Genomic DNA, 21,568 nt, shown 5'->3' on the forward strand with positions numbered 1-21,568 from the left:
GACACATGCACGAGCGACGACTGATGGGCGGAATCATGGACTTAACGCGCGAGGAAGCGACCTCGAGACGCCGCACGTTCGCCCAGTGGGCCGGCGCCGCTCACGAACCGCTGCTGCCGCTGTCCACCCGGGTCGACATCGACCGGCGCCTGCGCGAGTGGACCCGCCGCACCCCCACGTTCACCATCGCCTGGGCCACCGGCGTGACCGCCACGATCCTCGACACCCTCCCGCCGTCCGATCCGTGGCGGGCCCCGCATTCCGGCTTCGGCACCTTCCGCGACGCCGCCGACGTCACCTTCACCCCCGACGACGAGGACGACTGGAGTCGCGACCGGATGCTGCTGGACCTAGGTCTCGCGGCCATCACCGACCCTCTGCCACCCGGCGCCGCAGGCGTTCTGGCTGCCTGCGCGGCCGGGGCGGAAGACGGTCAGTTCGCCCTCACCGAAGCCCGCCGTCAGGCCACCTCCCGTCGCGACGCGGTCACCTCCGACATCGCCCAGGCGATCGTGCTGTGGTCGCTGTGGCGCCGCCGCGCCTACGTCGGCCCGGACGACGAGTTCCCGCTGTCGATGATGTACGCGTGGCTGTCCTACGCCCAGGCCGTCGAGGACGGCGAGCCCGTGCCGCACGAGGTGATCGACCCCGACATCTTCACCGCCGCGCTGACCGACGAGGACTACCGCCTCGCCGCCGGTCTGCCCGACCCGGACGAGCCCTTCGGAGGCCACAGGGACATCTGATGAAGGAGCTGGCCCACCTGGCCGCTTCCGTAGTCCCAACATCATCGGTGCAGGTCACGACGCGTTCCCACCCTGCTCCCACCCCATCCCGACGCGGATGAGGCTTCATCGTCGCTGGTCAGACCACATATACCCTCATTCCGTACATCCCGTACGGTGCGTGTGCATACGTGTGGGGCGTTGATGTTGATTTCTCCGGCGGGCCGTGGCGACGTCTGCTTGCGGTCCCAACATCATCGGTGCAGGTCAGAGCGCGTTCCCACCCTGCTCCCACCCCACCCCGACGCGGATGAGGCTTCATCGTCGCTGGTCAGACCCCATATACCCTCATTCCGTACATCCCGACGGTGCACAGTACACATATAGGGGAAGTGGAGATACATACATGTGGGGGTACCCCCATATATATATAAATATATACTAATCTAGAGAGTCATAGGTATGTATGTATGTAGTGGGGGTATCTGGGCTCTGACCAGCAGGTTCGATGGGTGGAGCAGGGGGTGGAGCATGTCGGGACTGTGGGGACTAAGCACCGGAAACCCGCCGTGACCTGCACGGACGATGGCTCTCACCCAGGGTGGGGCCATGGATCGGAGCCATCGCAGACGAGACCCCGCACGCCGGCCCGGCGGGGCTCCGACCCGGTCGAGGCACCCGAGACGGCGCGCCCAGGCCGCCAACCCGCACTGATGCTGGGCGCGGCCTGGGGTGATCCCCTGGGGCGTCCTGTGAGAGGTTCGCCCCGCCCACTTCCCCGGGCATGACCACATCCGAGCCGCGCGACCCAGTCCAGAACCCGATCGACGACGACATCCTCGACGCTCCGACCGGCGACCGTTCAGACGCCGCACCCGAGCCGGAGGAGGAAGCCTCCTTCGAGGATGAAGGTGCCGGCCTGTCGGTGGCCGACATCGACACCGCCGTGACGCAGCTGCGGGAGCAGCCGTTCCCGGCCTCGCACTACCCGGGATCCATCGGCGACGTGTCGGTGGCGAAATTGCGCTCCTCGATCGTCGCTCCGCTGGTCGCCCAGGCCCGCGGGTACCGCACCATCACCGGCACCGAGGATGCCCGGGATGCCCAGCGTCGGCACGGCCTCGATGGCCGCTCCCGGCCCGGGCGCCATCTGCTGTCCCTGGCAAAGCAGGGCGCGTGGATGGAGATCCCGTACTTCAAGCTCGACTCGATCGCCCGCGGTGAACCGATCCTCGGCACGCTGCAGCTGCGCCCGGAGGACGACCCGCCCGAGGGCTCCAGCTGGGCGAAGTACATGTTCCTGGCCGGATCCGGGACCGCCATCGACGCCCACCCCGCGACCCCGACGAGCTGGTTCACCGACGCCTCGATCCCGGTGCTGCTGACCGAGGGCGTGGTCAAGGCCGACTCGGCGCTGACGGCGATGCTGCGCCATAACGGCATCGACGACGCCGAGCTGTCGACCGCGGTCGGCGCCACCGACCCCCGTGACCGTCTGCGGGAGCTGCTGGGGCAGGTCCCGGCCGAGGATCGGATCCTGGTGCTGGCGATCCCCGGGGTGCAGTCCTGGCGGCGCAACGACGAGTGGAATACTCTCGGCCTGCGCGAGCGGGAGGCGATCATCTGCTTCGACGGCGACATCGCCCGCAACGCGTCGGTGTGGGACGCGGCCTACGGGCTGATGGAGTTCCTGTCCAAGCGCAACACCTCCCAGGTCAGCCTGATCGACCTGTCCCCGCGGGGGGATGAGACCGTCGACCCCAAGCGCGGGATCGACGACTTCCTGGCCTACTCCGGCACCTGGGCAGATGCCCTCGACCTGCGGGAGCGCGAACTGCCCGAGCGGCCGGTCGACGATGCCGGCGAGAAGGGTCAGACCCGCGTGGCCCAGGACGGGCTCAGCATCGAGATGTGCCATGTGCGCGCCGACCCGGCCGGAGGGCCGGACATCATCACCTGGAAGAAGGTCGACGACATCGGCGGGCGCCTCGTCAGCTTCGAGGAGTTCCGCATGCCGACCGCGGATGAGCTCGAGGGCGGGCGGATCATCCCCGGCGCCGTCTCCCGTGCCGAACGGCAGGCCGTGATCCAGGTGCAGTGGCGCGACGCCGAGGGCCTGGTGGATTCCGCGATCATCCGCGGCCCCAAGTCGATGCTCGACGAGGACCCCGCGAAGTGGGAGGGCCGCTACCGGGCCGACGTGCCCACCAAGGTCTCGGCGCTGCCGTCCTGGCCGCCCCGCTCGGGGATCTCCTGGACGCGGGCGATCAAGGACTACCGCGCCTCCGAGACCACCGACGACGTGCTGTGGGGATGCCAGGGCTGGGTGCCGACCCGCGACGGCATCCCCGCGTTCATCGCCGGACGAAGCGTGGTCGGCCCCGACGGCGCGGGGGATGGGCGTGCACAGGCTGGGCTGACCGCCGATGACTTCCCGAACATCGATGACTTCGGGGTGATCGACGCGGAGATGAGCGCCGAGGAGCAGCGGGACCTGCTGCGTCGGGTGGTCGATGCCTACACCAGCTCCGACACGTTCGTCGACCCGAGGTTCGGGATGGTCGCCCTGCTGGCCGGGGTCCGGCCCATCGTGCCGATCACACCGCACAGCGTGTTGTACATCGTCGGTGGGCGCCGGTCCGGCAAGTCGTGGCTGGCCTCGATGATCCAGGGGTTCTGGGCCTCGCGCGGCGGGGCGTGGAGCGCGGAGAGGCTGCCGGGCTCGGCGATGGACACCCGGGCCTGGATGGAGAACGCCGTGTCGAAGTCGATGATGTGGGTGATCGACGACTTCGCCCCCAACTCCGACCAGCGCCAGTGGGAGAAGCAGACCAGCGACCTCGAGTCGATGATCCGCAGTGCGTTCAACGGCACCGGCAAGGGCCGTATGACTGCGGATATGAAGACCCGCGTGCAGAATCCTCCGCGATCGTTCGTGGTGGTCACCGCCGAGAACGAGCTGCAGATCGACTCGGTGCGCGATCGGATGCTGACTCTGTACTCCGACGACGGGGGAGGGTTCATCAACCCGGCCTCCGCTGATCCGTTGAGCGAGCTGAACGCGATGTCGCGGCGTGGGGACCAGGCGCGGGTGTCGGCGCAGATGCTGCGGTGGATGACCAGCTGGGCCGCGCAGGACTCCTACGAGCAGGTGCGGGCTGCGTTCGTGCGTGAGCGGGATGATTCGGCCTCCGATGCCCGCCAGCATGTCGAGGCTGAGCTGGGCGGTGAGGTCAACGCCACCAGGCACTCGCAGATCGTCTCCGAGTACCTGATCAGTGTGGCCATGCTCGAGCTGTACGCCGCGCACCTGGAGATGGACGAGGAGTTCGTCGACCGGATCGTGGACATGCGCGATGACCTAGCGGCGCTGACCGCGGACCTCTCGCGCACCCAGCAGCAGCGCACCTCCGGGCACGCCCTCGTCGACGCGCTGCGGTACCTGCTCGAGACGCAACAGGGCTACGTCGAGCCGCTGGTGCCCAGCGACGTGGGTACCCCGCCAACAGGCAATCCCAGTGTGGATCTGCGGCTGGGTTGGCCTGCGGGCCGGGAGCCGCGCGGGACGGTCCTGGGCCGCTACGTCCCCGACGCCCGGGGCAAGGGCCGTGACGTGGTCGTGTTCTCCCGCGATGCGTTCCAGGTCGCCCGGACGCGGGCTCGTCATTTGATCCCGGCCGGGCAGACGGCCCGCACCAGCTGGAAGTCCGTCTGGCACGAGGGGCTCGCGGCCGAGGGCGTCTGGGAGCAGCGGGTGAGAAACGGGGCGCCCGCTGGGGACATCGAGACCCGAGCCGGTGGAAGCCGGGTGCGTGGGGTGCCGATCGACATGGACACCCTCTACGGCACCTGATCCCGCTCGCCCGGGCAAGTGGGCGTCCTGCCGGAGCGCGGGTGCGCCCACTTGCCCGGTGAGATGACCACATTCATGGAAGGGGGCCGGGTGGCCTCGACACTGACCCGCGAGGGGCTGCATCTGGACGGTGATGACCTCGCCGCTGTGCGGCGTACGGCGCTGTCGCCGTCGACGGCCAAGACCCTCTCTCACAACTGCGCGGCGGGGTATGCGTTCGGCAAGCTCGTCGGCGAGCAGGCCCCCGACCCGTTCGCCGCGACCACGCAGGGCACCAGTGCGCATGCGGTGCTGGAGGATCTGTACTCGCTGCCGCGCGGCAGGCGCACCCGCCGCAAGGCCGCCAACATCTTGATCTCGCGGGTGGCGCAGTGGCGCCACGGCGAGCTGCCGGCACTGTCCGACCCGGTCACGAGGCAGCTGTTCCTCGCTGACGTGATCGGCAAGTACCAGGGCATCTTCGACATCGAGGACCCCCGGGAGGTCGACGTCGCCGCCACCGAGTGGGCGCTGCGGGACATCACCGTCGGAGGGGTCCCGTTCCTGGGGTTCGTCGACCTCACCCAGCGCGTGGCGGCGCGGGGCAAGGCAGGGCTGCGGGCGGTGGACCACAAGACGGGGCGAGTGCCGGACAAGCACAAGATCGAACGGTTCGGCGATGACCACGGCGACCAGATCCGCCTGTACGCCGCCGGGCTACGGCAGGTCACCGACGAGCCCCTGCTGGAGGGCCGGATCTACTACACCCGCCACGGCAAGTCCCGCGTGGTGGCGGTCTCGAACAAGCGCGTCGCCCAGACGGTGGGAGAGTTCTCCCGCGCCTGGGACCTGCACAACGAGATGGCCGAGAGCCGGATGTTCCCGACCAAGGTGTCTCCGCTGTGCGGCTGGTGCCCGCTGGTGAATCTCTGCCCGGCCGCGCAGGCCTCGACGTTCAACACGGATCGCACCGAGGGGCAGACCGCGCTCGAGGCCACGGACCTGATCGACATCGAGGCCGCTGAGGCGTCCTGCGAGAGTCGCGCTGCGCCCACTGCCGAGGTGACCCCGGAGGAGCCGGGGACGGATACCGCAGAGGCGAGGGAAGGAATCGACATGGCCGAGTACCAACTGGCGGAGGGCAAGCCGTGGGAGGAGGACGTCGCCGGGACGCTGAACGGCGCGAGCTACGCGACCATCGGCTACTTCGGCACCGCGTCGCTGGCCTACGAGTTGCTGGGCAAGCATGACGTGCCGATCCAGCGCGTCGCCGTCGACGCCCTGACCACCACGCTCGCGGCGATCATCACCGACGTGCAGAGCGGCCTGACCGGGCGGGCGTCGTTCCAGGACGGCACCAACACGCGCGTCCGCGGCGTGCTGCGCACCGTGCTCGATGCGGTCCCGCCCCCGTTCGGGCAGGACGAGGCGACCTGGCAGCGGTGGATCAAGATGACCACCGGCCACACTCGCTCGATCGCCGCCGCCGCCGTGCGACTGGCCGATGCCGACGAGCACACCGCCGACACCGACACCCTGGCGACCATCGCCCCCACGAGCGAGGAGGACTGACCCATGAGCACCGATCACGCGCAGATCATCATGGCCGCCCACGACCGGGTGGCGAAGCTGGAGACCACCGAGGATTCCCTGGTGAGGGTGCCCGGGATCGAGAAGGCCGTGCCGCGGCAGGTGGCGGTGTCCAAGGCGATCCGGGAACTGGTCGCCGAACTGTCCGAGGGGTCGGCCTCCTGGAAGCTGATCGACAAGATGACCGGCCAGGCCGAGGGGCTGGACCTGAAGAACTTCGTGGGCACCATCACCAAGGTGACCAGGGAGAAGTCCTCCACTCGCGGGAAGCTGCTGCTGTACACCGGCACCAAGCAGGACGTCGAGGACGGCAAGAACGCCGACGGGTCCAAGAAGTACCTCCCCGCCGGGTACGAGATTGTCCGCACCGACCGCACCGATGATCCCGAGGGGCTGATGGTCGCCTCCGAGGCGAAGGCCCTGCTGGGACATCGCGTCCTGGTGTGGGTGGTGCTCGAACCGTGGGCCAGCGACGCGAATCGTAAGACCCGCGTGCTGGTCCATCTGATGGATCTCGGGGCCGACGACCGCTACGACGCCGAGTCGAACTCCGTCGCGGCCTGAGACCACCAACCGGCGCGCCACCTCTGGGCCTGACGAGCCCTGGGGTGGCGCGCTTGCTGCCGTCCCGAACGGCGGCTGACCAGGGCGGATGCCCGTTCACGACAGGTCCGCGGAATATCCGCCCACTTGCGCCAGCGAGATCGTAGCCGCGCCGCCGAGGAGAGCATGTGATGAGCGAACAGACCCTGACCGAGGCCGACATCGACGCGACCGAGGAGAGCCTTGCCGAGACCGAGCAGGACACCTCCGTGGACGCCGAGCAGGAGGCTACGGAACCGGGTCCGGAGGCGGCACCGGCGAAGCGGCGTCCGTCCGGGCGCAGCCGCACCACGGGCAAGGCAGGTAAGGCCTCGGTGCGGCGGATCGCGGACAAGGCCGAGCAGATCAGCCAAGCCGACGAGGACACCCGGGCCCTGGCTGCTGGCCTGGCCGGTGCCCGCTCGGCCGGTATCGCCGATCTGACCACGGCGGTGATGGAGTCGAAGCGGTCCCCGGTGGATGCAGCCATCGCCGACCTGTCCGGGGTCCAGTCCGGGTCCGTCCCCGAGGCGACCGTGCACCTGGTGGGGATGAGCCGGGGTGAGCTGCAGGCGCTGGTGGATCTGGTCGGCGCGCTGTCGGACGTCGATCTGCCCACGAGGGTGCCGGCGAAGTCGACCGAGGCCGCCGTGGCGCTGGTCGAGCCGATCCGCGCCGCGCAGATCGACCAGGCAGCGCTCGGACAGCTCCAGGAGCTGCTGGCGAAGTGAGGAACCGCATGCGCTCGATCCGTCATCCGTTGCGGGGTCGTTGCCGGGCGTGGCGACCCGCTGCGAGGCCGGAGAGCCATCCGGTGACGCACGAGCCCGGGTCCTGCCGGGCCTGCTGGCAGCCGTGCTTCGCAGAGCCTCGCCCCGGCACCGCGTTCTGCTCGGCGTGCTGGCTGCTGCTGGCCGCTCATCCCGCCGGGCGGGTGAGGGCCGCGGTGGCCTCCCGCGCCGACGTCCCCCTCGACGTGCTTGAGGACTTGGCCGAGGACATGCACGCCCCGGTGGCCTATGACGCCCGTGCCCGCCTCGAGAAGCTGACCGCTGACCAGAACCACACCGAAGACCGATGGGGGAGTGAGCACTAATGGCCGCCAAGAAGCGTCGCCGCAACCAGGTCGACGACATGGTCGACACCGCGGAGGTGACCCCCAACGCGGAGGCCGCCGGGCGTGCGAAGCGGCGTTACCGCCTGATCCGCCGGGCACTGACCCTCTCGCCGTTCATGACGGCGTTCTGCGCCCTGGTGGCGTTCATCGTCGTCGGCATGCTGATCCAGAACATGCAGGCAGGTAGCCAGGCCGCGGGTGAGGTGTCCGCGTCGCAGACCGGCCGCACCCAGGCCACCAGCGCCTTGCAGGACTGGCTGGACGGGGAGGACTCGCTTCTCGCGGGGTCGAGGATCACGTCCTGGGACGGGGTCTCCAACACCGAGGACGTCGAGGCCACCGACGGCGAGATCGGCTACCAGCTGATGACTCACGACTTCACGATCGCCACCGAGGAGGGGACGTCCTACCGGGCCGCGGTGCGTACCGCCTACGCCCCGTCGAAGGGTGTGAAGGTGATCTCGAGCCCGACGCTGACGCCGTTGGCGCCCACGGCGGTGTCCGACTGGGAGCCGGAAGAACCCGCCGAGGGTTGGCGGGAGGCGTCGGCCTCCGCCGCAGCCACCGATGCGATCGACTCCTGGGCGACGGCACTGATGTCCTCCCCGCAGGACCTCAAGCTCACCACCCGCGACGAGAACGCATCGCACGTGTACGCGACGCTGACCGGCGTGACCGCTTCCGAGGTCAGCGTGGCTGAGGCCCGTTCGCCCGAGAGCCGCCAGGGCGAGGTCGACACCTCCACCCTGGTCGCCACGGTCAGCGTCCAACTGGTGGCCGACGACGCCGCCGGTGAGCAGGAGAAGACCACCACGGTCACCTATGACGTGCTGGTTCGCGGAGCCGACACGGCCGCCCCGTACGTGACCGCCTGGGGGCCGGCCGGTTCCGGCACGTCCCTGACCGATCACGAGAACGCGGCCGCCCTGGACGGGACGGTCGATGACGCACCTGCCGGGCAGATCAGCCCGTCCGACGGCGGGGGAGAAGCACCGTTTGGGCAGAGCGAACCGTCCGACGGTGGCGGAGCGGACCAGCAGATCGACGCGGAGGAGAACTGAGATGAGCGCGACGACCAAGCCCGCGCCGATCCGCCTCGAGGACCACAAGGTGCCCTCGATGCCGACGGCGACCAAGGTCCGCTACGGCGACGGCCGGATCCTGCCGGTCGGCGGCGGCCTGTGGCTGTACCGCAAGGCCCCGATGGCCCCGGCCCGGGATGCGAAGTCCCATGCCCGCGCCCTGGAGGTCGGCGACCCGATCGCCGCGGCGTTCGAGGAGATCGCCGCCGAGACGCAGTACACCACCGCGCGCCGCTCCATGGCCCGCTCGAGATACCGGCCCTTCCACCTGCTGCTGGTGAACCTTCCGCGCCGCTACTCCCCGCCGGAGGACTCCCGGATCTCCTCCACGCTGCAGAACTGGTTCGCCGGGGAGCGGGTCCAGGACCGGGTGCTGCTGATGGGCACCAAGCTGACCGACACCCTCGGCGGCTCCGACCGGTCGCTGCGCGATGCGTTCGACTCGGTGGTGACCTCCCTGGCCACCGCCGAGGTGCCGATGTCCGACTACGCCGGGGACCTCGAGGACGTCGACGGGATGCTGACTCGCTCCGGGTTCACGATCCCCACCCCGAAGGATTTCCACCTGGCGGAGTCCTGGTGGGCCGCCGGTGGGTCCGCGGACGCCACCATCCTCCCGCACGCCGACCATCTGCACGTCTTCCGCACCGTCGCCGGGGCCCAGACCGCCGCGCGGCTGGACGTGAACTCGTGCAAGGACTGGCCGACCGGCATCGAGGGACACCACGTGCTGCGGATGGGGTCGGTCCACGGGCTCGATCTGCCGTTCGCGGCCGCGAAGAACTCCCTGTCGGCGTGGGCGACGTCGCTGCTGGATCGGGGCGCGGTGATGGTCTCGATCCGCGGGAAGGTCGAGCCCAGCCCGATCACCCGCAAGGAGCTGCGTCGCCAGCGTGAGCGCTATCTGCGCGACATCCACACCGCCCGTGCCGAGGGTCGGATGGATGACCAGCAGCAAGAGGAGATGCTCGCGACCTTGGAGTCGGTCGAGGGCGCCTACTCCTCCGGCAAGGCGTTCCCCACCCTGGTCGAGACCAGCGTCGTCGCGGCCTTCACCGGGCAGGGCAAGAAGCGCCTGGATTCTCTGGGCAGTGGGACGGCGTTCGAGGTCGCCTCGATGGACAACCGCCAGGAGTTGGCACTGGCCGAATCCTGGCTCGGCTCGCCAGCCCGAGCGAACCCGAACCTGATGGACCTGCCCTCCTCCACGGTCGCCTATTCGGGGCTGCCATCGCTGTCGACCGTCGGTGATGCCCGCGGCATCAACGTGGGCTTCACCGTCCATGATCGGCAGGAAGCCCTCATGTCCGCCACAAAGTCCTCTGACCAGGACATCTACCCCATCGGAGCCGTGGTAGGCAGCTCAGGATCGGGAAAGCTCTGTTCGCTTTCAACTATTTTGCCAACGCCGACTGGGTACACCACAATGGGCGAGGTCATGCCCGGTCAGGAGGTGATCGGACGCGATGGTCGACCGGTGCGAGTCGCGGCCAAGTCGCCCGTGAAGAAGAAGCCGGATCTGTACCGGGTGAGCTTCAGTGACGGCCAGTCCGTGCTGGCGGACTACGACCACCAGTGGGTCGTCTCCGACCATCGCGACCGCCACGGCCACACTTCCGCCGAGCGGAACCGTGCCCTGGATGCGTGGACGGCGGCCCATGCCGCAGCCGACGCGGTCGCACGCACCGCAGGCAGCTACAGCGGCACGCATGTCAGCACCGCCGCCGACCTCGCGCAGATCATGCGAGGGGTTTCCGGGACGGGCATCGAGGACGCGGCCCGGGTCGTCGCGTCCCTGGCGATGATGGACCTCGCCCCGCTGCGCGACGGTCACGGCCGCGGGGGTCGGGGCATCTATCCCACGCGGGAGGCGCTGTCCGCCCTGGCCGGGCGCATCCGGCAGCAGTACGCCGTCCGGCCCCGGACCGCAGTCGGTGAGCGCCGGATGACCACCGGCGAGATGCTCGCCGACGGCCTGCACCTGCCCGGCGGTGCGGTGAACTTCGCGATCCGCATCGCCGCACCCCTCGAACTGCCAGAAATCTGCCCCCCGGGCGACCCCTACACGGTGGGAGCCCGTCTCGCTGGCGGACCCGGTGCGCCCGACGCCGGTATCTCGGTCGCGTTTCTGCGCGCCTCCTACGACCAGCGTCTGGCCTTGCTGCAGGGGTTGGCGGATGCCGCAGGCACGGTCGCGGATCGGTCCGGCCACGTCGAGCTGACCCTGACCGGTCAGCGTCTTGCTACCGATGCGCTGGAGCTGGTGCGGTCCCTCGGCATAAAGGCCACTCTCACCGACGCCCCGGCCACACCCGAGGCCAGTACCGCCGGCTACCGGGTGGCCTTCACCACCGCACAGCCCGTGTTCGGCCGCGAGGACAGTAACGCCCGGTTGCCGGATCAGGTGCCCGAGACCAGCCAGTGGCTGTATGTCGCGTCGATCGAGAAGGTCGCCGCGGAGCCGGCGGCCTGCGTCACCGTCGACTCCACCGACCGCACCTACCTGGTCGGTCGGGGCATGGTCCCGACCTCGAACACGCAGTTCCTGGCGTACTCGGCGTTCCAGTACGCGCTGGAGGGCCGTCCGGTGATCGTGATCGACCCGAAGAAGGGCTCGGACCTCTCGGCCGCGTTCGGACAGGACTGCACCACCTACTCGCTGGATTCGTTCGCCGGCTCCTCCGGTGGGCTGGGCGGATCCGGCGGCACCGGCGTGTGTGACCCGCTGCGGTTCTCGAAGACCCCCGCCGACGGGATCAACACCGCCGTGTCGGTGCTGCACGATGTGAACGTGTGGCCGCACGGGTCGCGGCAGAACCTCGAGGCCGACCTGCAGGCGGCGTTGAAGTACGGCGTGGCCCACGGGGCGAAGGCCATCGGCACCGCGCTTCAGATCGCCAAGGCCGACGGGGAGGCCTCCGCTGAGCTGGCCGATCCGATTCTGCGCCAGTCCCGCACCGACCCCATGTTCGGCGCGATCGTGGGCCTGGACGACAAGGGCGAGGTGCTCAGCGCCAGCGAGGGCATCACCTACATCCGCGTCGGCAACGCCAACCTCGAGCTGCCGCCGATGGGCGTGGACCAGGCCTCCCTGGGGTTGACGCAGCGGATTTCCGCGGCGCTGATCCGCATGCTCGTGTTCGGCTCCGCCGAGGCGCTGCGGGACCGCCGCGGGGTGCTGATGCTGGATGAGGCGTGGGTGTTCCTCGGTGCCGGAGCGGAGGAGATGGAACGGCTGGGCCGGCTGTCGCGGTCGCTGGAGGTGTTCCCGATCCTGTTCACCCAGCGCGTCTCGGACCTGCTGGAGGCGAACCTGACCAACCACATTGCCCGCGGCATCATCTTGCACACCAAGGACCCCAAGGAGGCCGAGGCCGCGTTCCGCCTGTTCGGCGTCGAGCCGACCCAGGAGCGGATGGACTTCACGACCGCGCCGGAACGGATCGGCAAGGGCGGGGCGAACTGGAAGTCCCGCAAGCCGCTGTTCACCTACGACGACCGCGACAACCGCACAGGCTTGTTGCGCGGCGCGGTGGGGCTGTACTGCGACCTCGATGACCGGGCGGTGGACGTGGAGATCAAGATCCCGCCGGATTTCCTGGCCAAGGCCTCCACCAACGCGCTGGACCGGGCGAAGCGTGAAGGTCGCGCCGTGATCTGACCGGCCTCGCGGTGCGGTCGCGTCCCGCGAGGAGGTCGCCTCGCCCACTGGTCGGGCATGAGCGATTCTCGCGGCACCCTCACCGCCGGCACCAGCCGGCTGGACGAGCATGCCCGGAACCTGGGGCGAGACGTCCTGGCGGGGGAAACGTCACAGCATGAGGCGGCCTGTCAGGTGCTGGCCGATGCGGTCGAGGCCGGGGTGGTCGCGGCCATGTGCGCCCGCCACCATCGGGGCCTCGCGGCTGCGTGGGACACCGAGGAGATCACCAGTTCGGTGACGTCGATGCTCGTGGACTACGCCGTGAAGACCCCCAGGCGGGCCGGGCACCTGGACGTGACCCGGTTCGCCGACGGGGCCACGTCCGCATCCGGGTGGGTCGGCAAGGTGATCGGGGCGATGCGCCCCACGAGGATCTTGCGCGAGATGCACGCGGAGACCTCCCTGCTCACTGACCCCGAAACGCTCGAGCAGGCACCGGCCCCGAGCGCCGAGGAGCAGCTGCTGAGCACGCAGGTGCCCGAGGTCCAGGAGCACACGAAGGGGATGCCCACCACTAGTGCGACGGTCCGGCTGATCCACGCTTCCGCCTTGCACGAGCTGCTGGGCCTGCCGCCGCTGCGCACCTGGGCACTCACCCCGTCCCAGCGACGGGAGGTGCTGTCGGCCGTATCGAAGGACCCGCAGCTGCCCACCCGCGTCCTGACCGGCGCCACCTGTGATGTCGACGACGGTCCGGGGTCGGCCTGGATCCGGGCTCTGTGGGAGGGATGGTCCCGCGACGACGTCGACGCGATGGCCGCCCTCTCCTCCCCGGCCCGCGACATCCCGCACCTGCTGTGCCACGCAGCGCTACGCCCCCTGCCCCGACCGACAGCCCGCTCCGGCCAGCTCGAGCGGATCCGCGCCCGTGTCCGCGAGGCCGTGCCCTTCCGGGCCGCACCGGCCGTGATGGCCGCACTGGAGACATTCATCGACGCGGAGGTGGAGACCTACACCGACTTCGACCGCATCCGCCGCCCCCTGACGGCCGAGCAACGATCTCGCCGGGACGCTTCGCCGGCCGCCCTTCCCGACCTGTGCGTCGAGGCGGCCCGGCAGATCGGCATCACGAGCCTGGACGTGCTCTCGGGCCTGATCGGGGCGCTGACCGAACCGCTGCCGGTCGTCGATGCCCGCTACTTCACTCCGACCTCGTGGAGGTTTCCCACATGACCACATCCCCGACCCAGGCCCGGCTCCACCGCCTGCGCACCGGCCTCGCTTCCCTGCTGTCTCGGCTGGAGAACTGGCTGCTGCCGCTGGCCGTGGCGGGAATCGCCGCGACCGTGTGGCTGATGGTGATCATTGCGGTCACGGACGCCACCGGCAACGCAGCACTGGTCCTCGCTCTGGTGGCCCTGCCCGGCGCCGTCGCGGTCCTCGCCTCCCGTCGTGAGCGTCGGTGCTGGCACGAGTACGCGCTGGTGTGGCTGCTGTACCTCACCTCCGTCCCCGCCTACGGGGCACTGCTGCTGGTCGGCGGATACACCCTGGTCGCCGCCCGCGCCTGGCACCGCCACCGCCGGGCACAGGCCGAGACGGACTGACGGCGATGGTCTATGCCGTCCTTGCCGGCACCCGTCAGCGGCCACGAGTGGAGCTGGAGTATCCCGCCGGGCCTGTGGGGGAGCTCCTCGCGGCACGTCTGCGAGACACCATGGGGTTCGAGGTCGACGCCGAGACGCGCCGCTGCATCGCGCACGCCCCGACGAGCATGCTGATCCGCCAGCTGCGCGAGGCCGGGATCGTGCTGGACGCCTTCGAGTTCCCCGAGACCCTCGCCTCCCTGCGCCGCCCGCTCGTGGTCGACGCGGGCCAGGGGCGGATCGAGGTGTTCCCCCGGCTGGCGGGCCGCGCCGGCGTCACCTTCGACCTCGGGGACGAGGCCACCTTCGACCCCTCCCGTGGTGCGTTCACCGCACCCGCTGCCGCCGTGGCGGACTGGCCCGACCACCTCCTGCCCACCACCCTGCACGGACACGGCCCCTCCGCGCCGGCCCCCTCCGAGAACGGCGTTACGACCGCCCGACAGACGCAGCTCGACGTGCCGCAGACATCGCGCATCGAGGACCCGACCACGCCCTCCCAGGCCGCGCAGAATCTCGCCGAGGCCGCCGACGCCGCCGGAATGGAGCGCGAGGTCGAGCTGCTGACGGACCGTGTCGGGGACGTCCCGGACTGGTTCGGGATGACCCCGTACCCGTATCAGCGCATCGGGGCACTGTGCGTCGCCGCCGGTGGCCGCCGCCTGCTCGCGGACGCACCGGGGCTGGGGAAGTCCGTCCAGGCCATCCTCGCCGCCGTTCTGCTCGGCGCGAGGCGCTGGATCATCGTGTGCCCGCCGGTGGCGCAGTCCGGGTGGGCCAGCGAGATCGACCGCTGTCACGTCCCGGAGAACCTTGACGGCGAGGCGAACGTGGCCGTGATCCGGCCGGGCCGGAAGGTCCCCGACCTGCCCTCCTCCGGGATCGTGATCGTCACCGACTCCCTGCTGGCGGCCTCCACCCGCCACAGCCTGCTCGAAGACCTGCAGGGCTGGGGCGCGGATGTGCTGATCTACGACGAGGGCCACCGGGCGAAGAACTGGGAGACCCGCCGGGCGACGGCGATGCGCGAGCTCGCCGTCACCGCGACGGACCGCGTCGTGCTGACCGGCACCCCGATCATGTCCAACCCCGCCGACCTGCCCCCGATCCTCGCCATCGCCGGGGTCCTCAAGTCGACCTTCGGATCGCGGTCCGCGCTCATGGCCCGCTACACCCGTAGCTACGAGATCCCTGTCGGCAACCAGAGGATCGAGAAGATCATCCCGGTCAAGAAACATCTTCCAGAGCTCGGTCGCATCTTGCGCGAAGACGTGTGGGTGCGGCGCACCAAGGACCAGGTGCTGCCCGACCTTCCGGAGAAGGTTCACTCCACGATGATCGTCGACGTCCCCACCACCGAATACCGCAAGGCCACCGGTGAGGTCCGCGAGAAGATCCACACCTACCTGCGCGACCGCACCCGCGAACTCGACCAAGCACCAGATGAGGCGGAGGTGCGGGCCTGGTGCGCCGAGCAGATGGGCTGCGTCTCCCAGCTGCGCCGCGCTGCCGGGTTGGCGAAGATCCCCGCGGCGGCCGACCACGTCGCCGAGTGGGTCGACTCGACCAGCCGCGACGAGGGCGGCGAGATGGTCTTCGACCGGCCGTTGATCGTCTGGGGCATCCACCAGGTCGTCATGGACGCCCTCGACGAACACCTCGAAACCCTCGGCGTGCCCCACGCCGTCATCAACGGTAAGACATCCTTGGCCCAGCGCGACCGGATCCGGGCCGACTACCAGGACGGCACGATCGCGGTGATCCTGGCGAACATCGTCGCCGCCGGCGTCGCCATCACGCTGACCCGCGGCTCCGACGCCCTGTTTGTCGAGACCGAATGGCTGCCCGACCTGATCTCCCAGGCCGAGGACCGCCAGCACCGCATCGGCCAGGACTGCACCGTCATGGTCACGACCATGGTCGCCCCCGGCACCCTGGACCACACCATCCAGAAAGTGCTGCGTGGCAACATCGAGGTACTCGATCAGGTCATCGGCGGCACCGGACACCAGGTCGCCGTCACGGAAACCGACGTGGACTCCCGCGCCATCGGCGATGTGATGTGGGAGCTCGCGGAACCGCTGCTGCGCCGCTGCGAGAAGACCGCCGCGAGACGACAGAGAACCGCGGCATGAGACGTGGAGCCGCAGACGGCGAAGTCTGACTCGGCGGGTTCAGTAGTGGTAGCGCGCCTGGAGGATCACCAGGTCCTCACCGCTTACCAGGTAGACGAGACGGTGCTCATCGGTGATCCGCCGGGAGAACGCCCCCTGTGCGCCGTACTTGAGCTGTTCGGGCTTGCCGATACCGGTGAAGGGGTCGCGCAGGCAGGCGTCGATGAGCGTGTTGATCCGCTTGAGAATCTTGCGGTCGGCCGTCTGCCAGTGCTTGTAGTCCTCCCAGGCGGAGCGGTCCCAGACCAGGCGCACTCACGCCTCCCGGTCCAGGTCGTGCGTCTGGGTGTCGCCGGTGCGGGCGCGCTCGTAGGCCTCCAGCAGTCGGCGGGCGTTGGCGGGGGAGCGGAACAGGTAGGCGGTCTCCTGCCAGGCCGCGTATTCCTCGGCGGGCATGAGGACGGCGTTCCCGTGGCGGGAGACGATCTCGACGGCGTCGCGATCGTCGTTGACGCGCTCGATGAGCGGAAACAGCGTCTTGCGCGCTTCGCTGGCACTGATGGACATGACGACACCCTCTCGTTGAACCGGTACGGCATTATGGTACCACTCGGGTATGGTGTTTCTCGCGTGATCGGGCCTTTCCCGTGGACGAGGAACGAGCCCACCGGGAAGCGTCCCCCGAGGATGTCCGCGTGCCCACTGCCAGGGCATGAGGACGGAAGCAGAAAAGGGCAGAGCCCAGCATCGAGACATCGTCACGCGCTACCAGCGCAACGAACCCGCCTGCCCGGCCGCGGAACGGCCTGGCCGCGCCCGAGTGGTGCTCGTGGACCCCGAGCCGCACGCGGTGCGGTTCCGCGACGTCGCCCAGGAGCGGGTCCATGACCGCGAGACGCTGCTGGGAGCGTGCCGACGGGTGTTCGACCTGCAAGCCAGGGCGTGGGCGTACACGTTCCGCCACCGTGAGGACATCGTCCAGGACGCCTGCGTGATTGCGCTGTCCAAGATGTGCCGGGCGGAGGCCGAGTGCCCGGGCGCGGAAGCGCTGGTGCCCGAGGGGCTGGTGTATTGGATCGTCCGGGGCGTGATGCGCCACCGCTCCGAGGGCGATGGCCGCTACGTCTCTACCGAATCCGGGCAGGGCCGCGAGCTGCTGATGGCTCAGTGGGAGGAGCACGTGGGCGCCGGGGGAGTGGCCTCCATGCGGCGGTTCGACCAGATGGCCGAGCGGATCCGCGACTCCTTCCCGGTCGGTCGCCGCCCCACCCGCGATTACCAGTTGTCCAGGCGCGAGCAGGCCCACGCCTACTGCCACCAGCTGGCCGAGGACGCCCACCAGCGCCTCGCTTCTCCCGACCCGACCGCAGATGCCGCCCTGGATCGGGATCCGGAGACCTGCCCGGCCGACTTGTCCGAGTCGATCGCGCGCCTGGTCGAGCGCCGCGCCGCCAGGGGCCAGTCCATCGGAGCGATGATCACCTTCGCCTACCGGCTCTCTCGGCCCAAGGGACAGGCCGCGATCCGCCGGGCCCGCGAGGTCGCCGACCACATACTGACCTTCTACGGCGACCACCTGGATGCCCACGCTGCCGCTGCCCTGTGGCGCACCCACGGCCTCTCGCCGCTGACGAGCGTGTTCGGCGCCGATCAGCCGGAAGACCGGGACCTGGTGCTCTCCGTCCTCGAACGCCTGGGCCCCGAGCAGGCCGACGCCTTCCTGGCCTCCGTGCTGGAGGACCTGTCCGCTGGGGTGACCTACCGGGACCGCCAGGCCGCATAACCCAGTCGGCCCCGCCCACTTGCCGAGTGAGAGCCGTATCCGGTCACCGAGGAAGGGCGGGCACCATGAACACCACCGGAACGAACGGGACGATCACGCGCAAGCGCGACACCGGCGAGCAGGGCAATCGAGGCGAGTTCGGGTCCACCCCGCGCGGCGAAGCCGAGGTGACGATCGCGCCGCCTGCTACGGGCAGCGACCCGGTCGAGGGCATGCGGGCCCAGGGCCGGTCCGGCCGGGCCATCGCGGACATCTGCCCCGAGATCGACGAAGAGCGCGACGGCTACGCAGGGGTACTCGAGGTCGCCGCCGACGACGGGGCCCGCGAGTACTACCTGCGCCCCGACGGCCCCGACCGCATCCACGTCGAGTACCTGATGAACCGCGAGCAGAACGACGGCACGCTGGACCAGGCCACCTTCGACCTGAGAACCGGCAAGGCCACATTCACCTACGACTTCGAGGACAGCTATCCCGGCTGCAGCGACGACGCCACGCTCGAGGTTCCGTTCGAGTCGGACGATGCGGCCACGGAGATCCGGACGCTGGTGCGCGACTTCTCCCGCGACGACGGTGCGGCCGAGGATCGGGTCAAGGAATCCTTCGAAGACCCCGACGAGGCGGCCCGCGACGCCTACCTCCGCGGCATCGGGGTGCGGCGCATACCGCCCAGCATCCGCCGACCGCCGGCGTGGTGACCTGCATCGACGCCCGGTGAACACCCGCGACCGGAGGCGGAGGGGCGATGCACGACATCGAACCCCGACGGGCTTCACCTTCCTGGATACCAGCGGGGCGAGTCCGGTTCGAGTACTGGACCGAGTCGCTCTCGCCGTCCCGGTGGAGGTTCCTCTTACGGGACGGTGAACCCGCTTGTGAGACGCCCTCAACCGGCGCCGAGTGGGTCCGCTTGCCGCTGCGCCTACGGACGCCGCGCAGCGTGTCAGTCGGCCCGTTCGGCTGTCTCCGGTTCGGGCAGTGTTTCGCCTGTCTCCAGTAGCGTCTTAAGGCTGGACAGCAGAGCCGGCCATCCTTGACCGACCATTTCTCGCATGGTGCTGTCGGGGTCGAAATCGTCGTGGATTACGGTCAGTTTGACCATGTCGCCGAGAGGTTCAATTTCGAAGGTTACCTTTGACCGATGCTCGTTGCGCAGGTTTGTGAGCAGTTCGTTGCTGATTCCAGCAGCCTGCGCCCATTCGGGCGTGGGTGTGTGCCAGGTGTAGGACAGTCGGCGCTCTGGATCGGCTTCGAGGACGACTTGCTCCGCGTCTGCGATTCGGTGTCCATTTTCGTGCCAAATCACGGTCGACCCCGGGAGCCAATCGGTCTCGAAGGTCACGCCCCAGTAACGGCTGGTAAATGTCGGGTCAGTTAGCGCTTGCCAGAGCTTGTTCGGCGTGGTGTGAATGTAGGTCGTGTAGACGAATGCGTCGGTATTGCTCATGGGGGTCTGCTCCAATGCGGTTTTGAGGTCAACGAGTGCGTGCACTCGTTCCCGGTCGTATTGACTGATCCAGCGCTCGGTGATGGCATTGATCGGTTCGGCATTGAGATAGTGCAACTTCTCCCGACCGCGCCAGATCGTGGTCACGAGGTTGGCCGTCTCCAGCACCACCAGATGCTTGCTGACCGACTGCCGGGCCATGTCCAGTCCTGCGCACAGCTCGCGCAGGCTCTGACCGTTGCGGGCGTTCAAGCCGTCGAGGAGTCGGCGTCGGCTGGCGTCGGCCAACGCTTTGAAGACCTTGTCCACCTCACCCGTACCTTTCACGCGGCCATACAGTTGCATGACTAGATAAGCAGCCAAACGGGTGCATGTCAAGCCGTGGGTCGCACAACGTCAACGGTTCCGGTCTCCACTTCACGCCTCCCGCCGAGGCTCAGCGGCTCAACTTGTTGTAGTGTCCGTCTCGAGAAAGACCCTGCCACGCATCTGTCTCCGTAGGGGATCCCCTTGCGGGACCGTAGGCTGGCTGACCGTTGCTCGTCGGCGACGCAGCCACGAAGCGTCCGAAGAACCCCGCCATTCAGCGGAGAAATTCACAGGTCCTTTCGAGCACCTTGGCGACACATCTGACGCACTGGTTATACACCAAAGGAACACAGCGGACGCTCTGTGAGCGCCTGGGCAACTCTCCGTTCTCTACTAAGTGGCGGGGTTCTTCGACGGGGCACCTAGACAACACCGTGGTCTTCGCCCGACTCGTCGAGAACGAAGCAGGGTGAGCCCGCGGGATATGCCCCCTACCTCAAGTTCTTCAGCGAGTCGCCACTGGGGCGGGCCCGGTTGCTCAGTTGAAGCCGACATGGCGGCGAAGCAGGCGGTAGGAGAATCGCACCATCTTCTCTCCGCCGCGGCCAGTGATGCTCAGTAGCAAACCCGGGGCAGAGCGTCGGAAGGCTTTGTAGGCGGGTAGATCGGTGGCCTTGATGTATCGCAGCAGTGCCTTGCGTTCGCAGCGGGCCTGCTCGGTGTCGGCCAGCGCGGTCAGCGTGAGGGAGATGCTGCACACGATGGTGGAGTAGTGCAGGAGGTAGCGGCGGTGGCGGGCGTCGGTGATCTCGTCGCTGCGGATCGCTTCGACCAGCAGGCGGTTCACGCGCAACTGCTGCTCCAGCCGGGAGATCATCACGGGCTCCTGCACGGACTGATCGGCACGGCCGATGAAGTACCGGTACAGGTCGACGTCAAGATAGGCGAGAGTGCGGACCTGACGCATCGGAATCGCTGCGAACAGGTTGTCGACATAGAACGTGTGCATCGGGAAGGAAACGTTGCTGCGGCGTAGAACATCGGCGCGGTAGGTCAGCGCGTGCATCAGCAAGTAGCGCCCGACGCGCGGGCGGCGCAGGTCCCGCCACGTGCAGATGCGCCCCTCGGGGATCAACGACCTGTAGCGCACACCGTGGCTGCTGTGACTCTCCTTCTCGTAGACGTAGTTGGTCACTACCACGTCTGGGCCGTCACCGGCTTCGACCCATCGCCGCAGATACTGCAGGTAACTGCCCAAAGCGGCCGGGTCGGTCCAGTCATCGCTGTCGAGGATCTTGACGTAGATGCCGGTGGCGTGGTTGTGATGCCGGTACCCATTGCGGCACCATGGCCGCCGTTGTCGCGGTGTACCGAGATCACCCGATCCGGGTGCCACCGCGCGTAATGATCCAACAGGGCGGGGGTGTCATCGGTGGAGCCATCATTGACCAGCACGATCTCGATACGTTCGTTGGCCGCAAGCAGCGGCGCCACTGCGCGATCCACATAGGCCGCTGAGTTGAAGCAAGGAATGACGAAGGAGACCAGAGGCTGAGCGGCCGTCCGCCCCGCGGCGGCGGGTGCACCCGCAACAGGCACGATGTCAGCGGTGGTGGCGGTGACCGCTCCGACGGGGGCTGACCCTTGGCCTTTCGTCATCGAGACCCCCTTTTCGTATCACTCCAAGCATCCTCCCTC

The 21,568-nt window shown here is 68.8% G+C and carries 18 protein-coding genes; 13 read left to right on the forward strand and 5 right to left on the reverse strand.

Annotated features, from left to right (window positions below; all coding sequences use genetic code 11):
• The first annotated feature begins 5 nt into the window (after positions 1 to 5).
• The 11 genes from BH708_RS02335 (at position 6) to BH708_RS02385 (ending at position 16,352) form a co-directional block, all read left to right on the forward strand.
• Positions 6 to 746 (forward strand): hypothetical protein, encoded by a 741-nt coding sequence (locus BH708_RS02335; protein ID WP_076806301.1) that lies wholly within the window; start codon positions 6 to 8, stop codon positions 744 to 746.
• Positions 747 to 1,509: 763 nt separating this feature from the next.
• On the forward strand, positions 1,510 to 4,578 hold the full coding sequence (locus tag BH708_RS02340) for a DUF3854 domain-containing protein (protein WP_076806303.1): 3,069 nt from the start codon (positions 1,510 to 1,512) through the stop codon (positions 4,576 to 4,578).
• Positions 4,579 to 4,641: 63 nt separating this feature from the next.
• A complete protein-coding gene (locus BH708_RS02345; RefSeq protein WP_083713214.1) occupies positions 4,642 to 6,129 on the forward strand; it encodes a PD-(D/E)XK nuclease family protein in 1,488 nt (495 codons plus the stop codon).
• A gap of 3 nt (positions 6,130 to 6,132) precedes the next feature.
• Positions 6,133 to 6,711 carry a hypothetical protein gene (locus BH708_RS02350; protein WP_076806307.1) on the forward strand — a complete coding sequence of 193 codons (579 nt, stop codon included), beginning with the start codon at positions 6,133 to 6,135 and terminating at the stop codon, positions 6,709 to 6,711.
• 170 nt (positions 6,712 to 6,881) lie between these two features.
• Positions 6,882 to 7,460, forward strand: coding sequence for a hypothetical protein (locus BH708_RS02355; RefSeq protein ID WP_076806309.1), 579 nt, complete (start codon positions 6,882 to 6,884; stop codon positions 7,458 to 7,460).
• Positions 7,461 to 7,543: 83 nt separating this feature from the next.
• Positions 7,544 to 7,825, forward strand: a complete 282-nt coding sequence (locus BH708_RS02360; RefSeq protein WP_076806311.1) for a hypothetical protein — start codon at positions 7,544 to 7,546, stop codon at positions 7,823 to 7,825.
• Positions 7,825 to 8,907 carry a hypothetical protein gene (locus BH708_RS02365; RefSeq protein ID WP_076806313.1) on the forward strand — a complete coding sequence of 361 codons (1,083 nt, stop codon included), beginning with the start codon at positions 7,825 to 7,827 and terminating at the stop codon, positions 8,905 to 8,907. Before BH708_RS02360 ends, BH708_RS02365 begins: the two co-directional genes overlap by 1 nt.
• 1 nt (position 8,908) lies before the next feature.
• A complete protein-coding gene (locus BH708_RS02370; protein ID WP_076806315.1) occupies positions 8,909 to 12,589 on the forward strand; it encodes an ATP-binding protein in 3,681 nt (1,226 codons plus the stop codon).
• Positions 12,590 to 12,646: 57 nt separating this feature from the next.
• A complete protein-coding gene (locus tag BH708_RS02375; RefSeq protein WP_076806317.1) occupies positions 12,647 to 13,804 on the forward strand; it encodes a hypothetical protein in 1,158 nt (385 codons plus the stop codon).
• Entirely contained in the window at positions 13,801 to 14,178 is a 378-nt protein-coding gene (locus BH708_RS02380; protein WP_076806319.1) for a hypothetical protein, read from the forward strand. Before BH708_RS02375 ends, BH708_RS02380 begins: the two co-directional genes overlap by 4 nt.
• Before the next feature lie 5 nt (positions 14,179 to 14,183).
• Entirely contained in the window at positions 14,184 to 16,352 is a 2,169-nt protein-coding gene (locus tag BH708_RS02385) for a DEAD/DEAH box helicase (RefSeq protein ID WP_076806321.1), read from the forward strand.
• A gap of 39 nt (positions 16,353 to 16,391) precedes the next feature.
• Here BH708_RS02385 and BH708_RS02390 read toward each other — a convergent pair whose 3' ends face one another.
• Both BH708_RS02390 and BH708_RS02395 read right to left on the reverse strand, forming a co-directional pair.
• Complete coding sequence (locus BH708_RS02390; protein ID WP_076806323.1) at positions 16,392 to 16,646, reverse strand: Txe/YoeB family addiction module toxin; 255 nt, start codon at positions 16,644 to 16,646, stop codon at positions 16,392 to 16,394.
• Entirely contained in the window at positions 16,647 to 16,898 is a 252-nt protein-coding gene (locus tag BH708_RS02395; RefSeq protein WP_076806325.1) for a type II toxin-antitoxin system Phd/YefM family antitoxin, read from the reverse strand.
• Positions 16,899 to 17,043: 145 nt separating this feature from the next.
• Between BH708_RS02395 and BH708_RS02400 the strand changes: the two genes are divergently transcribed.
• Complete coding sequence (locus BH708_RS02400) at positions 17,044 to 18,114, forward strand: hypothetical protein (RefSeq protein WP_157235669.1); 1,071 nt, start codon at positions 17,044 to 17,046, stop codon at positions 18,112 to 18,114.
• Between the two features lie 65 nt (positions 18,115 to 18,179).
• Complete coding sequence (locus BH708_RS19675; RefSeq protein ID WP_076806328.1) at positions 18,180 to 18,812, forward strand: hypothetical protein; 633 nt, start codon at positions 18,180 to 18,182, stop codon at positions 18,810 to 18,812.
• Between the two features lie 245 nt (positions 18,813 to 19,057).
• Here BH708_RS19675 and BH708_RS02410 read toward each other — a convergent pair whose 3' ends face one another.
• The 3 genes from BH708_RS02410 to BH708_RS20590 all read right to left on the reverse strand — a co-directional run bounded on the left by BH708_RS02410 (position 19,058) and on the right by BH708_RS20590 (position 21,529).
• Complete coding sequence (locus BH708_RS02410) at positions 19,058 to 19,870, reverse strand: SRPBCC domain-containing protein (RefSeq protein WP_076806330.1); 813 nt, start codon at positions 19,868 to 19,870, stop codon at positions 19,058 to 19,060.
• A gap of 538 nt (positions 19,871 to 20,408) precedes the next feature.
• Positions 20,409 to 21,065, reverse strand: a complete 657-nt coding sequence (locus tag BH708_RS02415; RefSeq protein WP_083713215.1) for a hypothetical protein — start codon at positions 21,063 to 21,065, stop codon at positions 20,409 to 20,411.
• The gene (locus tag BH708_RS20590; RefSeq protein WP_083713217.1) at positions 21,065 to 21,529 is read right to left on the reverse strand and encodes a glycosyltransferase; all 465 of its coding nucleotides are present in this window, start codon (positions 21,527 to 21,529) and stop codon (positions 21,065 to 21,067) included. Before BH708_RS20590 ends, BH708_RS02415 begins: the two co-directional genes overlap by 1 nt.
• Positions 21,530 to 21,568: the final 39 nt, after the last annotated feature.

The sequence above is a fragment of the Brachybacterium sp. P6-10-X1 genome (assembly GCF_001969445.1).
In the GTDB taxonomy this organism is placed as follows: domain Bacteria; phylum Actinomycetota; class Actinomycetes; order Actinomycetales; family Dermabacteraceae; genus Brachybacterium.